Here is a 15,096-nt window from a genome sequence, read left to right on the forward strand (position 1 = left end):
TTCAGAAAAAATGACATTTGAACAAAGGATTTCAGCATTTAACGAATTGGGGCAGTTTTTTAATTTTATTATAAATAATGATTCAATTAAAGACGCGGAACTGACAGAAAAATTCGAGAATTGGAAAGAAGAAGCTGAATATGCGGTGAGCGATGCAGAAGCCTACAACAATTGGTTTACAAAAGATAATATTACGTTAGCCTTGAAAAGTTGGGCAGAAGCTTTAACGGAAGAAAATTTATTGGCTTGGACGAAAGATTATCCATTTGCTGAAACACCAAAAAATGTTGGAATTATAATGGCAGGAAATTTACCTTTGGTTGGTTTTCATGATTTGCTTTCTGTTGTTATTTCTGGAAATAATGCGTTAATCAAAACCTCATCTAAAGATGATAAATTAATCAAATTAGCGATAAAATATTTGTATTCGATTGATGAAAATTTCAAATTGATTATTCAAACTGTTGAACGATTAGAAAATTTTGATGCAGTTATTGCAACTGGAAGTAATAACACGGCACGTTATTTTGAACAATATTTTGGAAAAGTTCCTAACATTATTCGTAAAAATAGAACTTCGGTTGCTGTATTGAATGGTTCGGAAACTGATGAAGAATTGAAAAAATTGGGTAACGACTTATTCATTTATTTTGGATTAGGTTGCCGAAATGTGACGAAACTTTATGTAAAAGATGAAGCACAATTACCAAAAATATTCGAAGCTATTTTTTCTTGGGGTGATGTGATTAACCATCCTAAATATGCAAATAATTACGATTATAATCGTGCAATATTTTTGTTAGGAAAAGATGAATTTTTAGACAATAATTTTGTTCTAATGAAAAAAGATACAGCTTTACATTCTCCAATTGCAGTTGTAAATTTTGAAGTTTATAAAGATATAAATGATGTAAAAAATTATTTGATCGAAAATGAAAATCAAATACAATGCGTGATAGGAAATGACATGAAAGATAATCCGAATTATGTTGAATTTGGGCAAACTCAATTCCCTAAATTAACAGATTATGCCGATAATATTGATACGTTGAAATTTTTGGCGGAGTTATAAAACTAAAAAACCTTCACAAATTTGTGAAGGTTTTTTATTATTCTTTAAAATTTAGTCTTAAATCTTTATATGGATTAATAGTTTTATTAAAACCTTTGAAAGAATTTAGACTAAAATCTCCTACTTTCAATTTAATATCAATTTTAACATTTGTTTCTTTACCTAAATCAACATTTAATTTCGAAAACACAGAACTTTCTTTTAATATCCATTTATCTTGATATGGTCTGAATTTATAACTTATTTCAGCTAAACCTGAATATTTATCTTTCACTTGAGTTGCCTTCGAAATAAAATCAATAACTGCAAAAGTAGACTTATCTATTGTTAATAAAACTTGCTTTGTTTCATTTTCTAAAGTAATTACATAAACTGTATTTTCTGAATATTTTGAAACCAACAATTGATTAACAGTATATTTGTTTTCAGAAATATTATTGAGTATTTGCTTTAAATTTTTCCCAATTGAAATATTTTTAAAATAATCACTTAAAACTATATAAACCTTTCTATCTCTTTTTACATCAATAATTTTATTTGGTTCTTTACTTGATTTTATCTTCAAATTATCTTTATTAAATTTAAATTCTAAATCCAAATTAATATACTCTCTTTCTAAACTATCATAATGTACATCTTGAGTAAAATCAACTAAATAATAATACTTTTCGACATTATAATTTGCTTCATAATTATCGATTACTTTTTTCAGAATATCCTCAACTTTTAAATTAGATACAAAAGCCTCTTTTAGTTCAATTACATTAATTTTTTCAAGTTTAACATTCAAATCAGCTTTCAAATCAGCTACTTTAATAATTACATCTTGATAATCTTTTTTGGAAATAATTAATTCATCTTTTCCACTAACATTTGATAAATCTACAACTACCTTCCCTTCCATATCAGAAATGAAATTCTTTGTCGAAGTTTTAAAATAAATATCCGCGTCATCAAGAGGCAAATTATCAAAATCTAAAATTTTAAGATTAATAATTTGTGCATTAAGCGATATTGAAAATATTATAAATAAAAAAAATAATTTCTTCATAAACTTTATTAATTAACTAAATATAAGTTATTTGATTTTAAACAAAAAGTATCATATCTAAAAAGAAAATGATACTTTCTGTAAATAAAATTAACTATAATTAAAATGTCGCTGCTCCTGCAGTTTCATTTTCTAATTTTCGATTGATATTTGTTTTCTTACCTTTAGCAAAATCAAAGCTCAAACCAACAACAAACATCGATTTGTTGTCCCAAATTTTCCCTACACGAGAATAATCCACATATTGTTTATCCATCGTTTTTTGCTTGTAAGTCGATGGCATTCCAATCCAATACATTCCAGTAGAAAAAGTCCAATTATTGTACTTATAACTCGCAAAAGCATGGTTCATGTTTTCTTGTGTGTACAGCAAAGCTCCGCCCAACGTGTAATACGGAATATTAAATTGATAATCTACACGAAAGTTTTTGTAAACAGATGATAATGCAAAATAATTTCCGATATAATCATTCTTCAAAATTCTACCATCTTTCGTTTTAAAACGCTCTGTTGCTGGTGCTATATTTACTTTAACAGCTAAAATATCTGTTCCGAAAGGTTTGATAGAACCTGTAATTTGAACACCGTAACGTTGCGAATTTTGAGCATTTTCGTACGTTAATTTATACCCTTCTACATTTCCATTAATGATATTTTGCAAATACAATTGATTAATCGGATCTTTTGTATAATGATAAAATGCATTTGTATTTAAATCAAAATATTTTGAATTGAAGGAATAAATTAAATTATTTCCAAACGATTTCTGAATAGTTAAATACGGATTTCCTTCTTGTGTAATATTTTCCACAACCTGAATCACGTTTTTACTCAATGCTGAATTCCAAGGACTTGTTGGCTTATATGAACTTGAAAAACGTAAATTTTGATTCTTCGCTAATTCATAACCCAATACTAATTTTGGTGTAAACGTCCACGTATCTGTGTTTGTATCTTCATTCTTGTTATGAACATTCGTTAATCCAACACCCAAACGATATGACAACTTTTTCGCTTTTCCAGAATATTCAGAATAGATATATTGTTCTAAATAATTTACTTTATTATTCGAAGGACCATTTAAGTTTTCTAATTTATTATCAATTGAATTATTCGAAATTCGATAACCAGAATTTAATTTTCCTTTCTCGAAACTATGTGTATACGCTATTTCTCCTACAATTCCTTTTTGATCAGCTTCTAAATTTGTCAAATAATTATATTGTTCAGCACCAGAAATTGTTTCCCATTCGCGCGTTTCGTCAATCGATTTCGTTGTATACATCGATCCAACTACATTTAAACTTAACTCATCTTTCTTTCCTAATTTTCTCGAATAATAAAGATCTAATGTTGGTTTTGAATAATTAGAATTAGAATGTTTATAGGTTGAATGATTGTTTAATAAACTATTTTGATAGAACAAACTTGTTCCATTCGCATAAGCAAAACTCGAACTGATATTCATATCCAACTTTGCTTGAAAAGCATATTTATCCGAATCCGAATTGGTATATCGCAATGCAATTGTTTGATCCGTATATCCAAAATATTCGTTGCGCTGATTTTCTGTTCTGTAATGAATATTATTTAAGTTATAATCATAAATATTCATCGAAGTACGATCTTTATAATCTCTCAGATAAATGTTATACTCTAATCCAAAGTTACTTTTTCCTTTCGTAAAATTCGCATAAGCAGAACCATTTATAAAACCTGTTGTAAACGCCGAAGTGAGATCCGCACCATATACATAACCATTTTCTGGATTACGCGTAATCAAATTCACCACTTGATCTGCACGATTTGCATAACGCGCTGGCGGAATATCAAAATACTCAACACGCACCACATCTTGCGGTTTCACAGCACGAATTTGATTATCTGTTGCCTCAATTCCATTAATCAATAACAAAGTCGTTCCACCTTTTGTACTTTGTATCGTATTCGAAATTGGATCAACTTGTAATTCTGGTAACGTATTTAACAAATCTTTTGCGTAACGCGCTTTTTCCAACGCTTCTTTATCGAAGGTATAAACTGTTTTGTCCGCAAACATTTTTTTGCGTTGCGATTGAACTAAAACTTCTTTTATTTCGATTGGATTATAGTCGGTTGAGTCCTGCTTTTCATCTTGTCCAAAAGCAAAAATTCCTGATAATGTAACAGCAAGTACAAAAAATTTCTTCATGGTTAATTCTTCTATTAAGAGTTAGTGTATATTTATATGACGCATGAAGAACAAATAAGTTACATAAGAATTGCAATTATTTTTGATAACTTTACGCTAAACAAGATTTTTGAGTTTGAAAAAATTATTTCTTTTTATCGCACTTTTTACAAGTTTCAATTTATTATATGCGCAAGAGCAAGCCGAACGTTCGTTGACAGAATATCGTGTCGAAAGTTTTCAAACGCCTTTAGTTACGAAAAAAATGCTATACGATTGGTTAGGAAAATGGGACAATGTTTTGTACACTGAAAACAATCAACCGTTGTTAGTTTGGTCAAATAAAAATATCATTAATGAATCAAATGAAACTTTTACTTTGATTGCATCGAGTGTAGAAAATGATGAAGAAATGTATGGAACTGTTCAGATTTTGACAAGCAAAAAACAAGATGCTTTAGCGAAAGATTCTCCTTTTAGAGAATATTTAAACGAGTTTCTAAAAACCATTTCGAAGAAAGAAAATAAAAACAAAAAGTTTTATAAAGAATATATTAAGGTGATTTATTAAAACTATATCATAAAAAAATCCTTCAAGAAAAACTTGAAGGATTTATATTTTTATAGGAATTAAATTTCTTAATTATTTCGTTTGAAAAAAGAATCGACAAACTCCATTTTATTGAAAGCTTGTAAATCATTGATTCCTTCACCAACACCAATATATTTAACTGGAATCTGAAATTGATCTGAAATCCCAATTACTACTCCTCCTTTTGCTGTTCCATCTAATTTTGTAACCGCTAAAGAAGAAACTTCTGTTGCTTGTGTAAATTGTTTCGCTTGTTCAAAAGCATTTTGACCTGTAGAACCATCTAACACTAATAAAACTTCGTGAGGCGCATCTGGAATTACCTTTTGCATCACACGTTTTATTTTTGTCAACTCATTCATCAAGTTAATTTTGTTATGCAAACGTCCTGCTGTGTCAATCAAAACAACATCTGCATTTTGGGCAACTGCCGACTGAATGGTATCAAATGCAACCGAAGCAGGATCAGAACCCATCGCTTGTTTTACAATTGGTACACCTGCGCGCTCCGACCAAATTACTAATTGATCTACAGCCGCTGCACGAAATGTATCTGCTGCACCAAGAACCACTTTAAGTCCTTGTGATTTGAACTGAGAAGCCAATTTACCAATCGTCGTTGTTTTACCAACTCCATTTACTCCGACCACCATAATAACATATGGTACATCTTTCTTTGGAATCGAAAAACCATTTGTATCTTCGATATTATTTTCGGAAAGTAAGCCTGCAATTTCTTCGCGAAGAATTAAATCTAGCTCAGAAGTCGAAACATATTTATCACGTTCTACACGTTCTTCTATTCGACGAATAATTTTGATCGTTGTTTCAACACCGACATCAGAAGAAATCAATACTTCTTCTAAATCATCTAAAACCTCATCGTCTACTTTAGATTTACCTACTACAGCGCGACTGATTTTATCAAATAGAGAAGTTTTAGATTTTTCTAATCCTTCATCTAATTTTTCTTTGCTTTCTTTACCTAATATCTTTTTGAACCAACTCATTAATAAGCTAAATTTCTTAAAATTTTGTACGAAGATACATAAAATATAAGGAAATAAAAAAGCCGCCCTGAAAACGAGGCAGCTCAATTAACCTTAAATATTTTTTGTTAAGGAGATGATTTGATTATTTCGTGAAGAAAGAATCTGCTTCATCAGCGTTAACTACTTTTTCAACAAATACGTAAGCTCCAGATTTTGGAGATTTTACCATTTTGATAACTTTGGTCATTTTTTTAGACCCAGTTTGTAGGGTTGCTACCGTTTTCTTTGCCATCGTCTAAAATTTTATTATTTAATCTCCTTGTGAATTGTATACTTTTTCAATACTGCGTTGTATTTTTTCAACTCAATACGATCTGGAGTATTTTTTTTGTTTTTAGTTGTGATATAACGAGACATTCCTGGCATACCACTTTCTTTATGCTCTGTACATTCTAAAATAACCTGTACTCTGTTTCCTTTTTTTGCCATGGTGTCTTAAATTATTTGATTAAACCTTCTTTACGTGCACGTTTAACAGCCTCATCAACTCCTAATTTGTTGATTGTTTTTAAACCGTGTGCAGAAACTCTTAATGTAATCCACTCACCAGTTTCTGGCATAAAAAATCTCTTTTTGAACAAATTCACTTCAAAAGTGCGTTTTGTTTTATTATTAGCATGAGAAACATTGTTTCCCACTAATCTCTTCTTACCTGTAATTTGACAAATTTTTGACATCTTATTTTGTATTGTCCTATTTTAAACGGAGTGCAAAGTAACAAATTATATATTACTTATACAACTCTTTAGGTTATTAATTTTATATTTTTTTCTTATTTTGTTTATATAACAACTTCTGCGCAAGAGTATAAGCCAAGATAATTCCCATTACCAACAGCGCTATCCTCGCGATTACATCGCCATATTTTGTATAAAACGTTAATTCACTATTCATTAAAATTGTACCATTTAAAGCACCCTGCTCTCCATATGGTAAAGACTTCATTATATCTCCTCGCTGATTAACGAAAGCCGAAATACCTGAATTTGCAGATCTAACGATAGCGCGTCTATTTTCAATAGCTCTCAAATTACCATATAATAGTAATTGACGATGACCATCGGTAGAGCCCCACCAAGAATCGTTGGTCATTGTGAATATAACATTTGCGCCTTCTCTCACATATTCTGTTGTATAGTCTCCGTAAATAGATTCGTAACATATAACCGGAGCAACAGTAGCGTTGTTTGTTTTATTCTTGAAAACAGAACGATGAGGTTGAATCCCCAACGTTTTTGTTGTGCCGCCAAAGTTAAGCATAAATTCTCCAATAATTGGCATTAAAATGTTTCGATATGGAAAAATTTCTACTCCAGGTACTAATTTACTCTTGTGATAAACTTCTATCGAATCGTTTCCACTTATCTGCAAAGCTGAGTTATAAGCGTCGTACCACGTAATTCCATCTCTCATAACAGATGCCGTTTCCGATGCTAAAGATTGCATTGGATAAATTCGCATAATAGATGCTCCTGTTACAAAATGTAAATCTTTTTTAGTTTTTGTCCATTGCTGAATGTCTTGTATAATTAAATCATCATACATATTATCAAAAATCAAAGCAGATGATCCAGGTACGGCTGTTTCTGGTGCAACAACAAATTGAGTTTTTGGTTTAATATTTTTCAGTGCCAATTGTTTCAATTCTTCATAAATCTGCAAACCATCTTTCATATACTTTTCGTTGTATGGATCAAGATCTGGCTGAAGAACTAACACATCAAGTGCTTTTCCCTTTTCTTCGTAATTCGCATAAATAATATAAGAAATACCAATTGGCACAGCAATTAATAATCCAGCATAAATACCTAATTTGTTTAGATACCTCATTTCTTTCTTATTAATATAAGCCGTCAAATAATAGAATACCGTAATATTAACTAACCAAATCCAAAGTGCACCTCCAAAAGTTCCTGTGTATTCGTACCATTGCACCCATTCGTAATATTTTGCAAAACCATTTCCAAGGTTAAACCAAGGCCAAGTCAACTCCCAATTCAAGGTTAGTTTGTCAAAACTCATCCAAATCGCAGGAAGAAAAACCAATCCATATAAATTACCAGCTTTGGTTTTGACGAAATGATATAACTGAAAAACAATTGACATAAACAACGAATTCGCCACAACGGGAATCAAATAAGCGCTCCACGAATTGTGCAAATCTCCATTCGCGTCCGTTTCTTGTGCATAATGCAACCACCAAATTACAATCGCATTCCAAATAAAGAAAGCTAAAAACGAAAGTCCGAAAATTTTACGTCCTTTTTTCTTAAATTCTGCGCGTTGCGTGATTTGATGTTCTGTCAACATCAAGGGTACAAATCCTATAAATAATAACAATGGAAAACCATGCGATGGCCAACCTGCTGTTAATAATAATCCTGATAAGATTGCGTATGCAATGTATTTTTTTAACTGTCCCGTTTTATTTAACATCAAATGATAAATGATAAAACAAATTGATAATATTAAAGGATTAACTATTAATGAAATACCACTATAAACATCTGATATTGAACTCCAAGTGACAATTAAATTAAAAATGAAAAACATCAGAAAAGATAATCCAGAAATTTTTAAAATTTTATTACTTAATTCTTCATTTGAAAGCTTATTCTCAATGAACATTAAAATTATAAGTAATAAAATTTGTAATGGAAAAATTTGTATTTTCCATATAAATGCAAATAATAAACCTAATATTATTGCGTACGCAATGTATTTTTTCATGTCACAAATTTAAGTGTTCATCGTTCAAAAATAGATGATATTTGTTTGGAATATTTTATAAATCATTTTGGATGAGAACCTGAAAACAAGTTCAGGTTGACTTTCCTTATCATGTTGAACTTGTTTCAATATCTCATTCAGTTTTAATATATAATATGCGAATCGATATAATAATTTGGATTAATTGTTACATCAATCGCTTTTGTAATCGTTGAATTATTAATTGTTTGCCAATTAGTCGTAGGATTGATGGTTATATCAGAATCTTTCAATCGTAACGGCATTGCAAATCCATCAACAACATTCGTATAACGATATTCAACTTTATTTCCATTTTGTTTAAGTTCTAAAGTAGGTATTTTAACTGTTCTTAAATATTGATTGAAAAAAGCGTTCAAATTTAAACCAGAAAACTTCGCAATATAATTTTCAATTTGTTCTGTAGTTACAGTTTGATGATAAAATTCTTTGTTTAATCCACGCAACATTTGTCTGAATTTTTCATCATTATTCATCCAAGTTCTCAACGTGTGAATCATATTTGCACCTTTATAGTACATATCACCACTACCCTCTTGGTTTACGCCATACACGCCGATAATTGGAATATCATTTTGGATTGCCTTTCTCGTTCCACGCACATATTCGCTTGCCGCATCTTTTCCATAATAAGTTTCTGTGAACAAAGTTTCCGAATAAGCCGTAAACGCTTCGTGAATCCACATATCTGCCACATCCTTTTCGGTAATATTATTCCCAAACCATTCGTGACCAGCTTCATGAACGATGATAAAATCCCATTTCAATCCCCAGCCAGAACCTGATAAATCACGACCTAAATAACCATTCTCGAATTTATTTCCGTACGCAATTCCAGATTGATGTTCCATTCCCAAATGCGGAGCTTCTACAATCTTGAAAGAATCTTCGTAAAATGGATAAGGTCCAAACCAATGCTCGAAACTTTTCAACATCAATTTTGCTTGTTCAAACTGCGATTTTGCTTTATCTATATTATAATCTAATACATAATAATCTAAATCCAATTTACCTTTTTCGCCTTCGAAAGTATCTTTGAAATTGACATAATGTCCGATATAAGGAATGATATTATAATTATTGATTGGATTAACAACTTTCCATGTAGAAGTTGTTTTACCATTTTTTTCTTTTTTAGAAACTAATCGTCCATTACCAACTCCTACCAAATCTTTTGGTGTGATAATTTCCAATTCCATTCCATTATCTGGTTCATCGCCTAAATAATCTTTGTTCGGAAACCAAGCACTTGCACCCAAACCTTGCACAGCAACAGACATCCAATCGCGACCTTTTTCATCTTTTGCAAAAATCCAACCGCCGTCCCAAGGTGCTCTCACTGCAACACGAGGATTTCCATTATATTCTAATTCTAATTGATTCGACGTATTCTTGATATTTTTTCCGACATTAATAAAATAAACATTTCCATCACGTTTGAAATCAGAAATTTTCTTTCCATTCAATTTTACAGCCGAAACCATCATTGGATCTTGTAAATCTATCTGTAATAAATCTGATTGTTGAGGAGTAGTTTTATCAAACGTAATTGTCGTTTTTCCTTTTATCGATTTTGACTGATAATCTGGTTCTACACTTACTTTATATTTTTTGACATCCCACCAATTTCGGAATTCATTATTCGTTCCGCGAAGCGAATCTTGTCGCGTAAACTCTTGTTTGTTATTAAGTACTTGTGCATTTGTTGTTATCGAGATCAAACCAAGTAATAGTACTAATTTCTTCATAGTCATTTTTAAAACATATCAAAAATAAGATTATATATTTGATAAATAAGCCAAAAAGCTATGATTACAGAAAAATTTAAAGAAAGAATAAATTATTTAAAAAATAATCACTTAATCGTTGAAGCATTGTACGAAATTTTAGATGAATTGAAATTAAAACATAGTGCTTTTACAGGTTTTACGTTTCGAGAAGAAATCGATCCAAAAAGTTTTTTATTAACTGCAGAAGGCGAAGAAAAAACAGGAATTACAATTCGTGTTCCGCGTAATATTCTTGATTTTGATTTGGTATTACTTTCTAACGTTTTGATGCACGAAATGGTACATGTTTTTCAGCGTTCGGGCGAAAATCAAATCGAATTGCGAGAAGAACGCGAATGGCAAGCATATACAGAAATGATTTTTCATAAACAATTTCCAAACGTTCCACCATTGACCGATTTTTACATCAAGCAGTTTGGCGAAAAAGCTTTGACGTATTACAACCGAATGCCCGATAATATGAAAACGAAATATGCGAATGGAAAAATGGATTTAGAAAAAATTCTACAAACAATTTACGACAAAGAAAATAAACCAAAAGAAGAACCAAAACTTGAAAATAATACTGAAACAATTTCTTGGCAAGATTTCGAAAAAGTTGATATGAGAATTGGAACAATTATCAGTACAAATGATTTTCCGAAAGCAAGAAATCCTGCTTATCAATTAGAAATTGATTTTGGTCCGTTAGGAATCAAGAAAAGTTCGGCGCAAATTACGTCGCTTTATAGCAAAGAAGAATTGATTGGAAAACAAATAATGGCTGTGGTTAACTTTCCGGAAAAACAAATTTCCACTTTTATGAGCGAATGTCTCGTGATGGGCGTTTATGGAAATAATAAAGATGTTATTCTTTTGAATCCCGAACGAAAAGTAGAAAACGGAAGTAAGATTGGGTAATATTGAGGTTGAGACTAAGACTGAGATAAAATTTAAGTATAACTTAACGCTGACATTTTATCAACCAATAAACTGACTTTTTTATCGATAAATAATCAAATCATTCATCATAATCTGACAACCTGACATCTAAAATCTATTGGATGTCATTTTTTTTATGTTGGCACAAAGATTGACTATTCTGTTGTAGCATCATTTTTGATGATGTGTAAAAGTTTAAAATAAATCATTAATAATATAAAAAATAACTAAACAATATGAGCAAAATAATCGGAATCGACTTAGGTACAACGAACTCTTGTGTTTCTGTAATGGAAGGTAGCGAGCCAGTTGTAATTCCAAATGCAGAAGGTAAAAGAACTACTCCATCTATCGTAGCATTCGTAGAAGGAGGAGAAATTAAAGTTGGTGATTCAGCAAAACGTCAAGCTGTAACAAACCCAAAGAAAACGATTTATTCTATTAAACGTTTCATGGGAACTAAATTTAATAATGATGCAGATGAAATCGGTCGTGTTCCTTATTCAGTTGTAAAAGGAAACAATGATACGCCAGCAGTTGATATTGATGGACGTAACTATACTCCACAAGAAATCTCAGCAATGATTTTACAAAAAATGAAAAAAACTGCTGAAGATTATTTAGGACAAGAAGTATCAAGAGCGGTAATTACTGTACCAGCTTATTTTAACGATGCGCAACGTCAAGCAACTAAAGAAGCTGGTGAAATTGCAGGTCTTAAAGTAGAACGTATTATCAACGAGCCTACTGCTGCTGCATTAGCTTACGGATTAGACAAAGCAAATTCAGATAAAAAAATCGTTGTTTACGATTTAGGTGGTGGTACTTTTGACGTATCTATCCTAGAATTAGGTGACGGTGTATTCGAAGTATTATCTACAAACGGTGATACTCACTTAGGAGGTGATGATTTTGATGATGCAATCATCAATTGGTTAGCTTCTGAATTCCAAGCGAAAGAAGGTGTAGATTTGAAAAAAGACGCAATGGCTTTACAACGTTTACGTGAAGCTGCTGAAAAAGCTAAAATCGAATTATCTTCTTCTGCTCAAACAGAAATTAATTTACCATACGTTACAGCTAACGAAACAGGACCTAAACACTTAGTAGAAACTTTAACTCGTTCTAAATTTGATCAGTTAACAGAAGATTTAGTACGTCGTTCTATGGAGCCTTGTAAAAAAGCATTATCTGATGCAGGTTTATCAATCAACGATATCGACGAAGTTATCTTAGTTGGTGGATCTACACGTATGCCAAAAATCCAAGAAGAAGTAGAAAAATTCTTCGGTAAAAAACCATCTAAAGGAGTTAATCCAGACGAGGTTGTTGCAATTGGTGCAGCTATCCAAGGAGGTGTATTAACAGGTGATGTAAAAGACGTATTATTATTAGACGTTACACCATTATCTTTAGGTATAGAAACTTTAGGAGGAGTATTCACAAAATTAATCGAAGCGAATACAACAATTCCAACTAAAAAATCTGAGGTTTTCTCAACTGCAGTTGACAATCAACCAGCAGTAACATTAAGAATTGGTCAAGGAGAGCGTCCATTATTCAACGATAACAAAGAAATCGGACGTTTTGACTTAGTAGATATTCCACCAGCACAAAGAGGTGTTCCTCAAATCGAAGTAACATTTGATATTGATGCGAATGGTATCTTGAGTGTATCTGCAAAAGATAAAGGAACTGGAAAAGAGCAATCAATCAAAATTGAAGCTTCATCTGGATTATCTGATGCTGATATCGAAAGAATGAAAAAAGAAGCACAAGAAAACGCTGCAAAAGACGAAGAAGCAAAACAAAAAATTGAAAAAGTAAATGCTGCTGACGCGTTGATTTTCCAAACGGAAAAACAATTGACTGAGTACGGAGATAAAATTCCTGCTGACAAAAAACAACCAATTGAAGAAGCTTTAGCTGAGGTTAAATCTGCTCACGCTGCTCAAGACGTTGCTGCAATTGATGCTTCTATGGAAAAATTAAACACAGCTTGGAATGCTGCTTCACAAGAAATTTATGCTGCAATGAACGAAGGTCAAGAAGGTGGCGCGCAAGCTCAACCAGGTGCTGATCAAGGTCAAGCAAAAAATGATGGTGTTGAAGACGTAGACTTCGAAGAAGTCAAATAATAGAATTTCATTTATCAAATAGGAAAGCCTCGCAATGCGAGGCTTTTTTTGTTTTTATTTTTTAATAATTTTTCTTGTCATTGTTTTTCCATCTTTCATATAGATTTTCACAAAATATATTCCTGATTTTAAAGATGATGTATTCATTTCTTTTAAAGATTTATCAGTTTTCAAAACAATTTGACCAACAGTATTAGAAACCTCAACTGCTGAAATCTGATCATAAAAATTCGTATCGAATGTTAAAACATCTTGCACAGGATTTGGATAAACTTTGAATTCTTTCTGATTAACTTGATTCACTGCTAAATCATCTGTACTGAATTTAAAATTATCATAATAAGCATCTCCGCCATAATTATTATGAAGCATTGTAAAACCATGAACATCTAATTTCGTAAAATTATCACCTGTGTAAACTAATTTATCATTTAGATAATACTTAATCTGATTCTCTGTAACTTCAATTTTAAAATTATTCCATTTATTAATTGGCCAACCTTCTGCTGCATCAGCATAATCGAAGCCATAATCAATATTTTTTGTAATATACAAATATCCCCTATTCTCCATTCCAAGACCAGCAACTGGATAAAACTCATCTGTAGCCGAATTAACTGTAAATAACGTAAATTCAAAATCGGCTCCATTTCGTTTTGTTACAAAAGCATCAAATGAAATTGTAAAACTTTTATAATCAACTGGTTTATCAAACATTTTGGTAACGCCCATTACTGGAAACCATTGATCACCAAAATCGGTCTGATCTCCATTCTTGAAAGAATAAATCCCTTCACTTGCTTGTTCATCAGAAACAAGTTGATTATTTAAAATTTTTCCGTTCCCCTCAGCAACATCCCAACCATTTTGAGTATGGATATTTCCTAATATAAATCCTTCTTTGGCTTCAAAAGATGTGTTCTTCTGCGCAAATGATAATGTACTTGCAGTAAGTAATAAAATGTAAATCTTCTTCATATTAATTCAATTAAGTTTACAATATATTAAAATAATTCTTAATTGAGTTTTAATCCTCATTACAATAAATACATTTTACAGATGTTATAATTATTCGTAAATATTATTTATCATTACGCAACCTATTTTATTTTTATTCATCTTTTTAAAAATTAATCTACTATGAAAAAATTACTTTTTTTAACTTTCTTCTTTTCATTTATACTATTTTCTTGTAACGATGATAGCGATTGTTTTACACCTCCAGAGCCTATTGTAATGGAATTTGTAAATTCAAAAGGAGAAAATTTAATACAAAATGGATCATTAACAAAAGAACATTTTCATTTCTTACAAATTGCGGGCGATACTAAAATCGGAACTAATTTTGAAATTAATCATGAAAATAGAGTTATTTTAAATAAACTTGGATGGATAGTAGGTTCTACAACCTATGAAGCTTTTGTTAATGTTTCTAAATTATCCAGAAAATGTGGAGGAAATAAAATAGATAATGTTTCATTTAAAGATATTGAAGCTCTTTCTCAAAACGGAATTTATCAAATAGTCGTTGAATAAAATAA

At 31.0% G+C, this 15,096-nt stretch carries 14 protein-coding genes; 5 read left to right on the top strand and 9 right to left on the bottom strand.

What is annotated here, in order from left to right:
- The first annotated feature begins 10 nt into the window (after positions 1-10).
- Complete coding sequence (locus B3J26_RS13550; protein ID WP_291074825.1) at positions 11-1,072, top strand: acyl-CoA reductase; 1,062 nt, start codon at positions 11-13, stop codon at positions 1,070-1,072.
- 37 nt (positions 1,073-1,109) lie between these two features.
- Here the strand turns inward: B3J26_RS13550 and B3J26_RS13555 are convergent, their stop codons facing one another.
- Both B3J26_RS13555 and B3J26_RS13560 read right to left on the bottom strand, forming a co-directional pair.
- A complete protein-coding gene (locus B3J26_RS13555; RefSeq protein ID WP_291061187.1) occupies positions 1,110-2,123 on the bottom strand; it encodes a hypothetical protein in 1,014 nt (337 codons plus the stop codon).
- Between the two features lie 100 nt (positions 2,124-2,223).
- Complete coding sequence (locus tag B3J26_RS13560; protein ID WP_221853925.1) at positions 2,224-4,314, bottom strand: outer membrane beta-barrel protein; 2,091 nt, start codon at positions 4,312-4,314, stop codon at positions 2,224-2,226.
- Between the two features lie 115 nt (positions 4,315-4,429).
- Between B3J26_RS13560 and B3J26_RS13565 the strand changes: the two genes are divergently transcribed.
- The gene (locus tag B3J26_RS13565; protein WP_147279960.1) at positions 4,430-4,864 is read left to right on the top strand and encodes a hypothetical protein; all 435 of its coding nucleotides are present in this window, start codon (positions 4,430-4,432) and stop codon (positions 4,862-4,864) included.
- Between the two features lie 68 nt (positions 4,865-4,932).
- On the opposite strand, the gene ftsY is transcribed toward B3J26_RS13565, so the two are convergent.
- The 6 genes from ftsY to B3J26_RS13595 all read right to left on the bottom strand — a co-directional run bounded on the left by ftsY (position 4,933) and on the right by B3J26_RS13595 (position 10,454).
- On the bottom strand, positions 4,933-5,895 hold the full coding sequence (ftsY, locus tag B3J26_RS13570) for a signal recognition particle-docking protein FtsY (protein WP_114999036.1): 963 nt from the start codon (positions 5,893-5,895) through the stop codon (positions 4,933-4,935).
- Positions 5,896-6,019: 124 nt separating this feature from the next.
- A complete protein-coding gene (locus B3J26_RS13575) occupies positions 6,020-6,169 on the bottom strand; it encodes a DUF4295 domain-containing protein (protein WP_084106961.1) in 150 nt (49 codons plus the stop codon).
- Between the two features lie 14 nt (positions 6,170-6,183).
- Positions 6,184-6,366 carry a 50S ribosomal protein L33 gene (rpmG, locus tag B3J26_RS13580; protein ID WP_038337065.1) on the bottom strand — a complete coding sequence of 61 codons (183 nt, stop codon included), beginning with the start codon at positions 6,364-6,366 and terminating at the stop codon, positions 6,184-6,186.
- Positions 6,367-6,377: 11 nt separating this feature from the next.
- Positions 6,378-6,614 (bottom strand): 50S ribosomal protein L28, encoded by a 237-nt coding sequence (gene rpmB, locus B3J26_RS13585; RefSeq protein ID WP_038337064.1) that lies wholly within the window; start codon positions 6,612-6,614, stop codon positions 6,378-6,380.
- Positions 6,615-6,696: 82 nt separating this feature from the next.
- A complete protein-coding gene (gene lnt, locus B3J26_RS13590; protein WP_115001967.1) occupies positions 6,697-8,373 on the bottom strand; it encodes an apolipoprotein N-acyltransferase in 1,677 nt (558 codons plus the stop codon).
- A gap of 437 nt (positions 8,374-8,810) precedes the next feature.
- Positions 8,811-10,454, bottom strand: coding sequence for a M1 family metallopeptidase (locus B3J26_RS13595; RefSeq protein WP_291074826.1), 1,644 nt, complete (start codon positions 10,452-10,454; stop codon positions 8,811-8,813).
- Between the two features lie 615 nt (positions 10,455-11,069).
- Here B3J26_RS13595 and B3J26_RS13600 point away from each other — a divergent pair.
- Positions 11,070-11,396 (top strand): tRNA-binding protein, encoded by a 327-nt coding sequence (locus tag B3J26_RS13600; RefSeq protein ID WP_291074846.1) that lies wholly within the window; start codon positions 11,070-11,072, stop codon positions 11,394-11,396.
- Between the two features lie 257 nt (positions 11,397-11,653).
- A complete protein-coding gene (gene dnaK / locus B3J26_RS13605; protein ID WP_291074827.1) occupies positions 11,654-13,555 on the top strand; it encodes a molecular chaperone DnaK in 1,902 nt (633 codons plus the stop codon).
- 54 nt (positions 13,556-13,609) lie between these two features.
- Here dnaK and B3J26_RS13610 read toward each other — a convergent pair whose 3' ends face one another.
- Positions 13,610-14,533, bottom strand: a complete 924-nt coding sequence (locus B3J26_RS13610; RefSeq protein WP_291074828.1) for a T9SS type A sorting domain-containing protein — start codon at positions 14,531-14,533, stop codon at positions 13,610-13,612.
- A gap of 162 nt (positions 14,534-14,695) precedes the next feature.
- Here B3J26_RS13610 and B3J26_RS13615 point away from each other — a divergent pair, with 162 nt between their 5' ends.
- Complete coding sequence (locus B3J26_RS13615) at positions 14,696-15,091, top strand: hypothetical protein (protein ID WP_291074829.1); 396 nt, start codon at positions 14,696-14,698, stop codon at positions 15,089-15,091.
- Positions 15,092-15,096 lie beyond the last annotated feature (5 nt).

Source organism: Empedobacter sp. UBA5987, assembly GCF_002429865.1.
GTDB lineage: Bacteria > Bacteroidota > Bacteroidia > Flavobacteriales > Weeksellaceae > Empedobacter > Empedobacter falsenii_B.

What these genes read in the sequence shown, in the direction of transcription:
- B3J26_RS13550 (WP_291074825.1), top strand. Translation starts at nt 11, where the DNA reads ATGACATTTGAACAAAGGATTTCAGCATTTAACGAATTGGGGCAGTTT.
- B3J26_RS13555 (WP_291061187.1), bottom strand. Translation starts at nt 2,123, where the DNA reads ATGAAGAAATTATTTTTTTTATTTATAATATTTTCAATATCGCTTAAT.
- B3J26_RS13560 (WP_221853925.1), bottom strand. Translation starts at nt 4,314, where the DNA reads ATGAAGAAATTTTTTGTACTTGCTGTTACATTATCAGGAATTTTTGCT.
- ftsY (WP_114999036.1), bottom strand. Translation starts at nt 5,895, where the DNA reads ATGAGTTGGTTCAAAAAGATATTAGGTAAAGAAAGCAAAGAAAAATTA.
- B3J26_RS13575 (WP_084106961.1), bottom strand. Translation starts at nt 6,169, where the DNA reads ATGGCAAAGAAAACGGTAGCAACCCTACAAACTGGGTCTAAAAAAATG.
- rpmG (WP_038337065.1), bottom strand. Translation starts at nt 6,366, where the DNA reads ATGGCAAAAAAAGGAAACAGAGTACAGGTTATTTTAGAATGTACAGAG.
- rpmB (WP_038337064.1), bottom strand. Translation starts at nt 6,614, where the DNA reads ATGTCAAAAATTTGTCAAATTACAGGTAAGAAGAGATTAGTGGGAAAC.
- lnt (WP_115001967.1), bottom strand. Translation starts at nt 8,373, where the DNA reads ATGTTAAATAAAACGGGACAGTTAAAAAAATACATTGCATACGCAATC.
- B3J26_RS13595 (WP_291074826.1), bottom strand. Translation starts at nt 10,454, where the DNA reads ATGAAGAAATTAGTACTATTACTTGGTTTGATCTCGATAACAACAAAT.
- dnaK (WP_291074827.1), top strand. Translation starts at nt 11,654, where the DNA reads ATGAGCAAAATAATCGGAATCGACTTAGGTACAACGAACTCTTGTGTT.
- B3J26_RS13610 (WP_291074828.1), bottom strand. Translation starts at nt 14,533, where the DNA reads ATGAAGAAGATTTACATTTTATTACTTACTGCAAGTACATTATCATTT.
- B3J26_RS13615 (WP_291074829.1), top strand. Translation starts at nt 14,696, where the DNA reads ATGAAAAAATTACTTTTTTTAACTTTCTTCTTTTCATTTATACTATTT.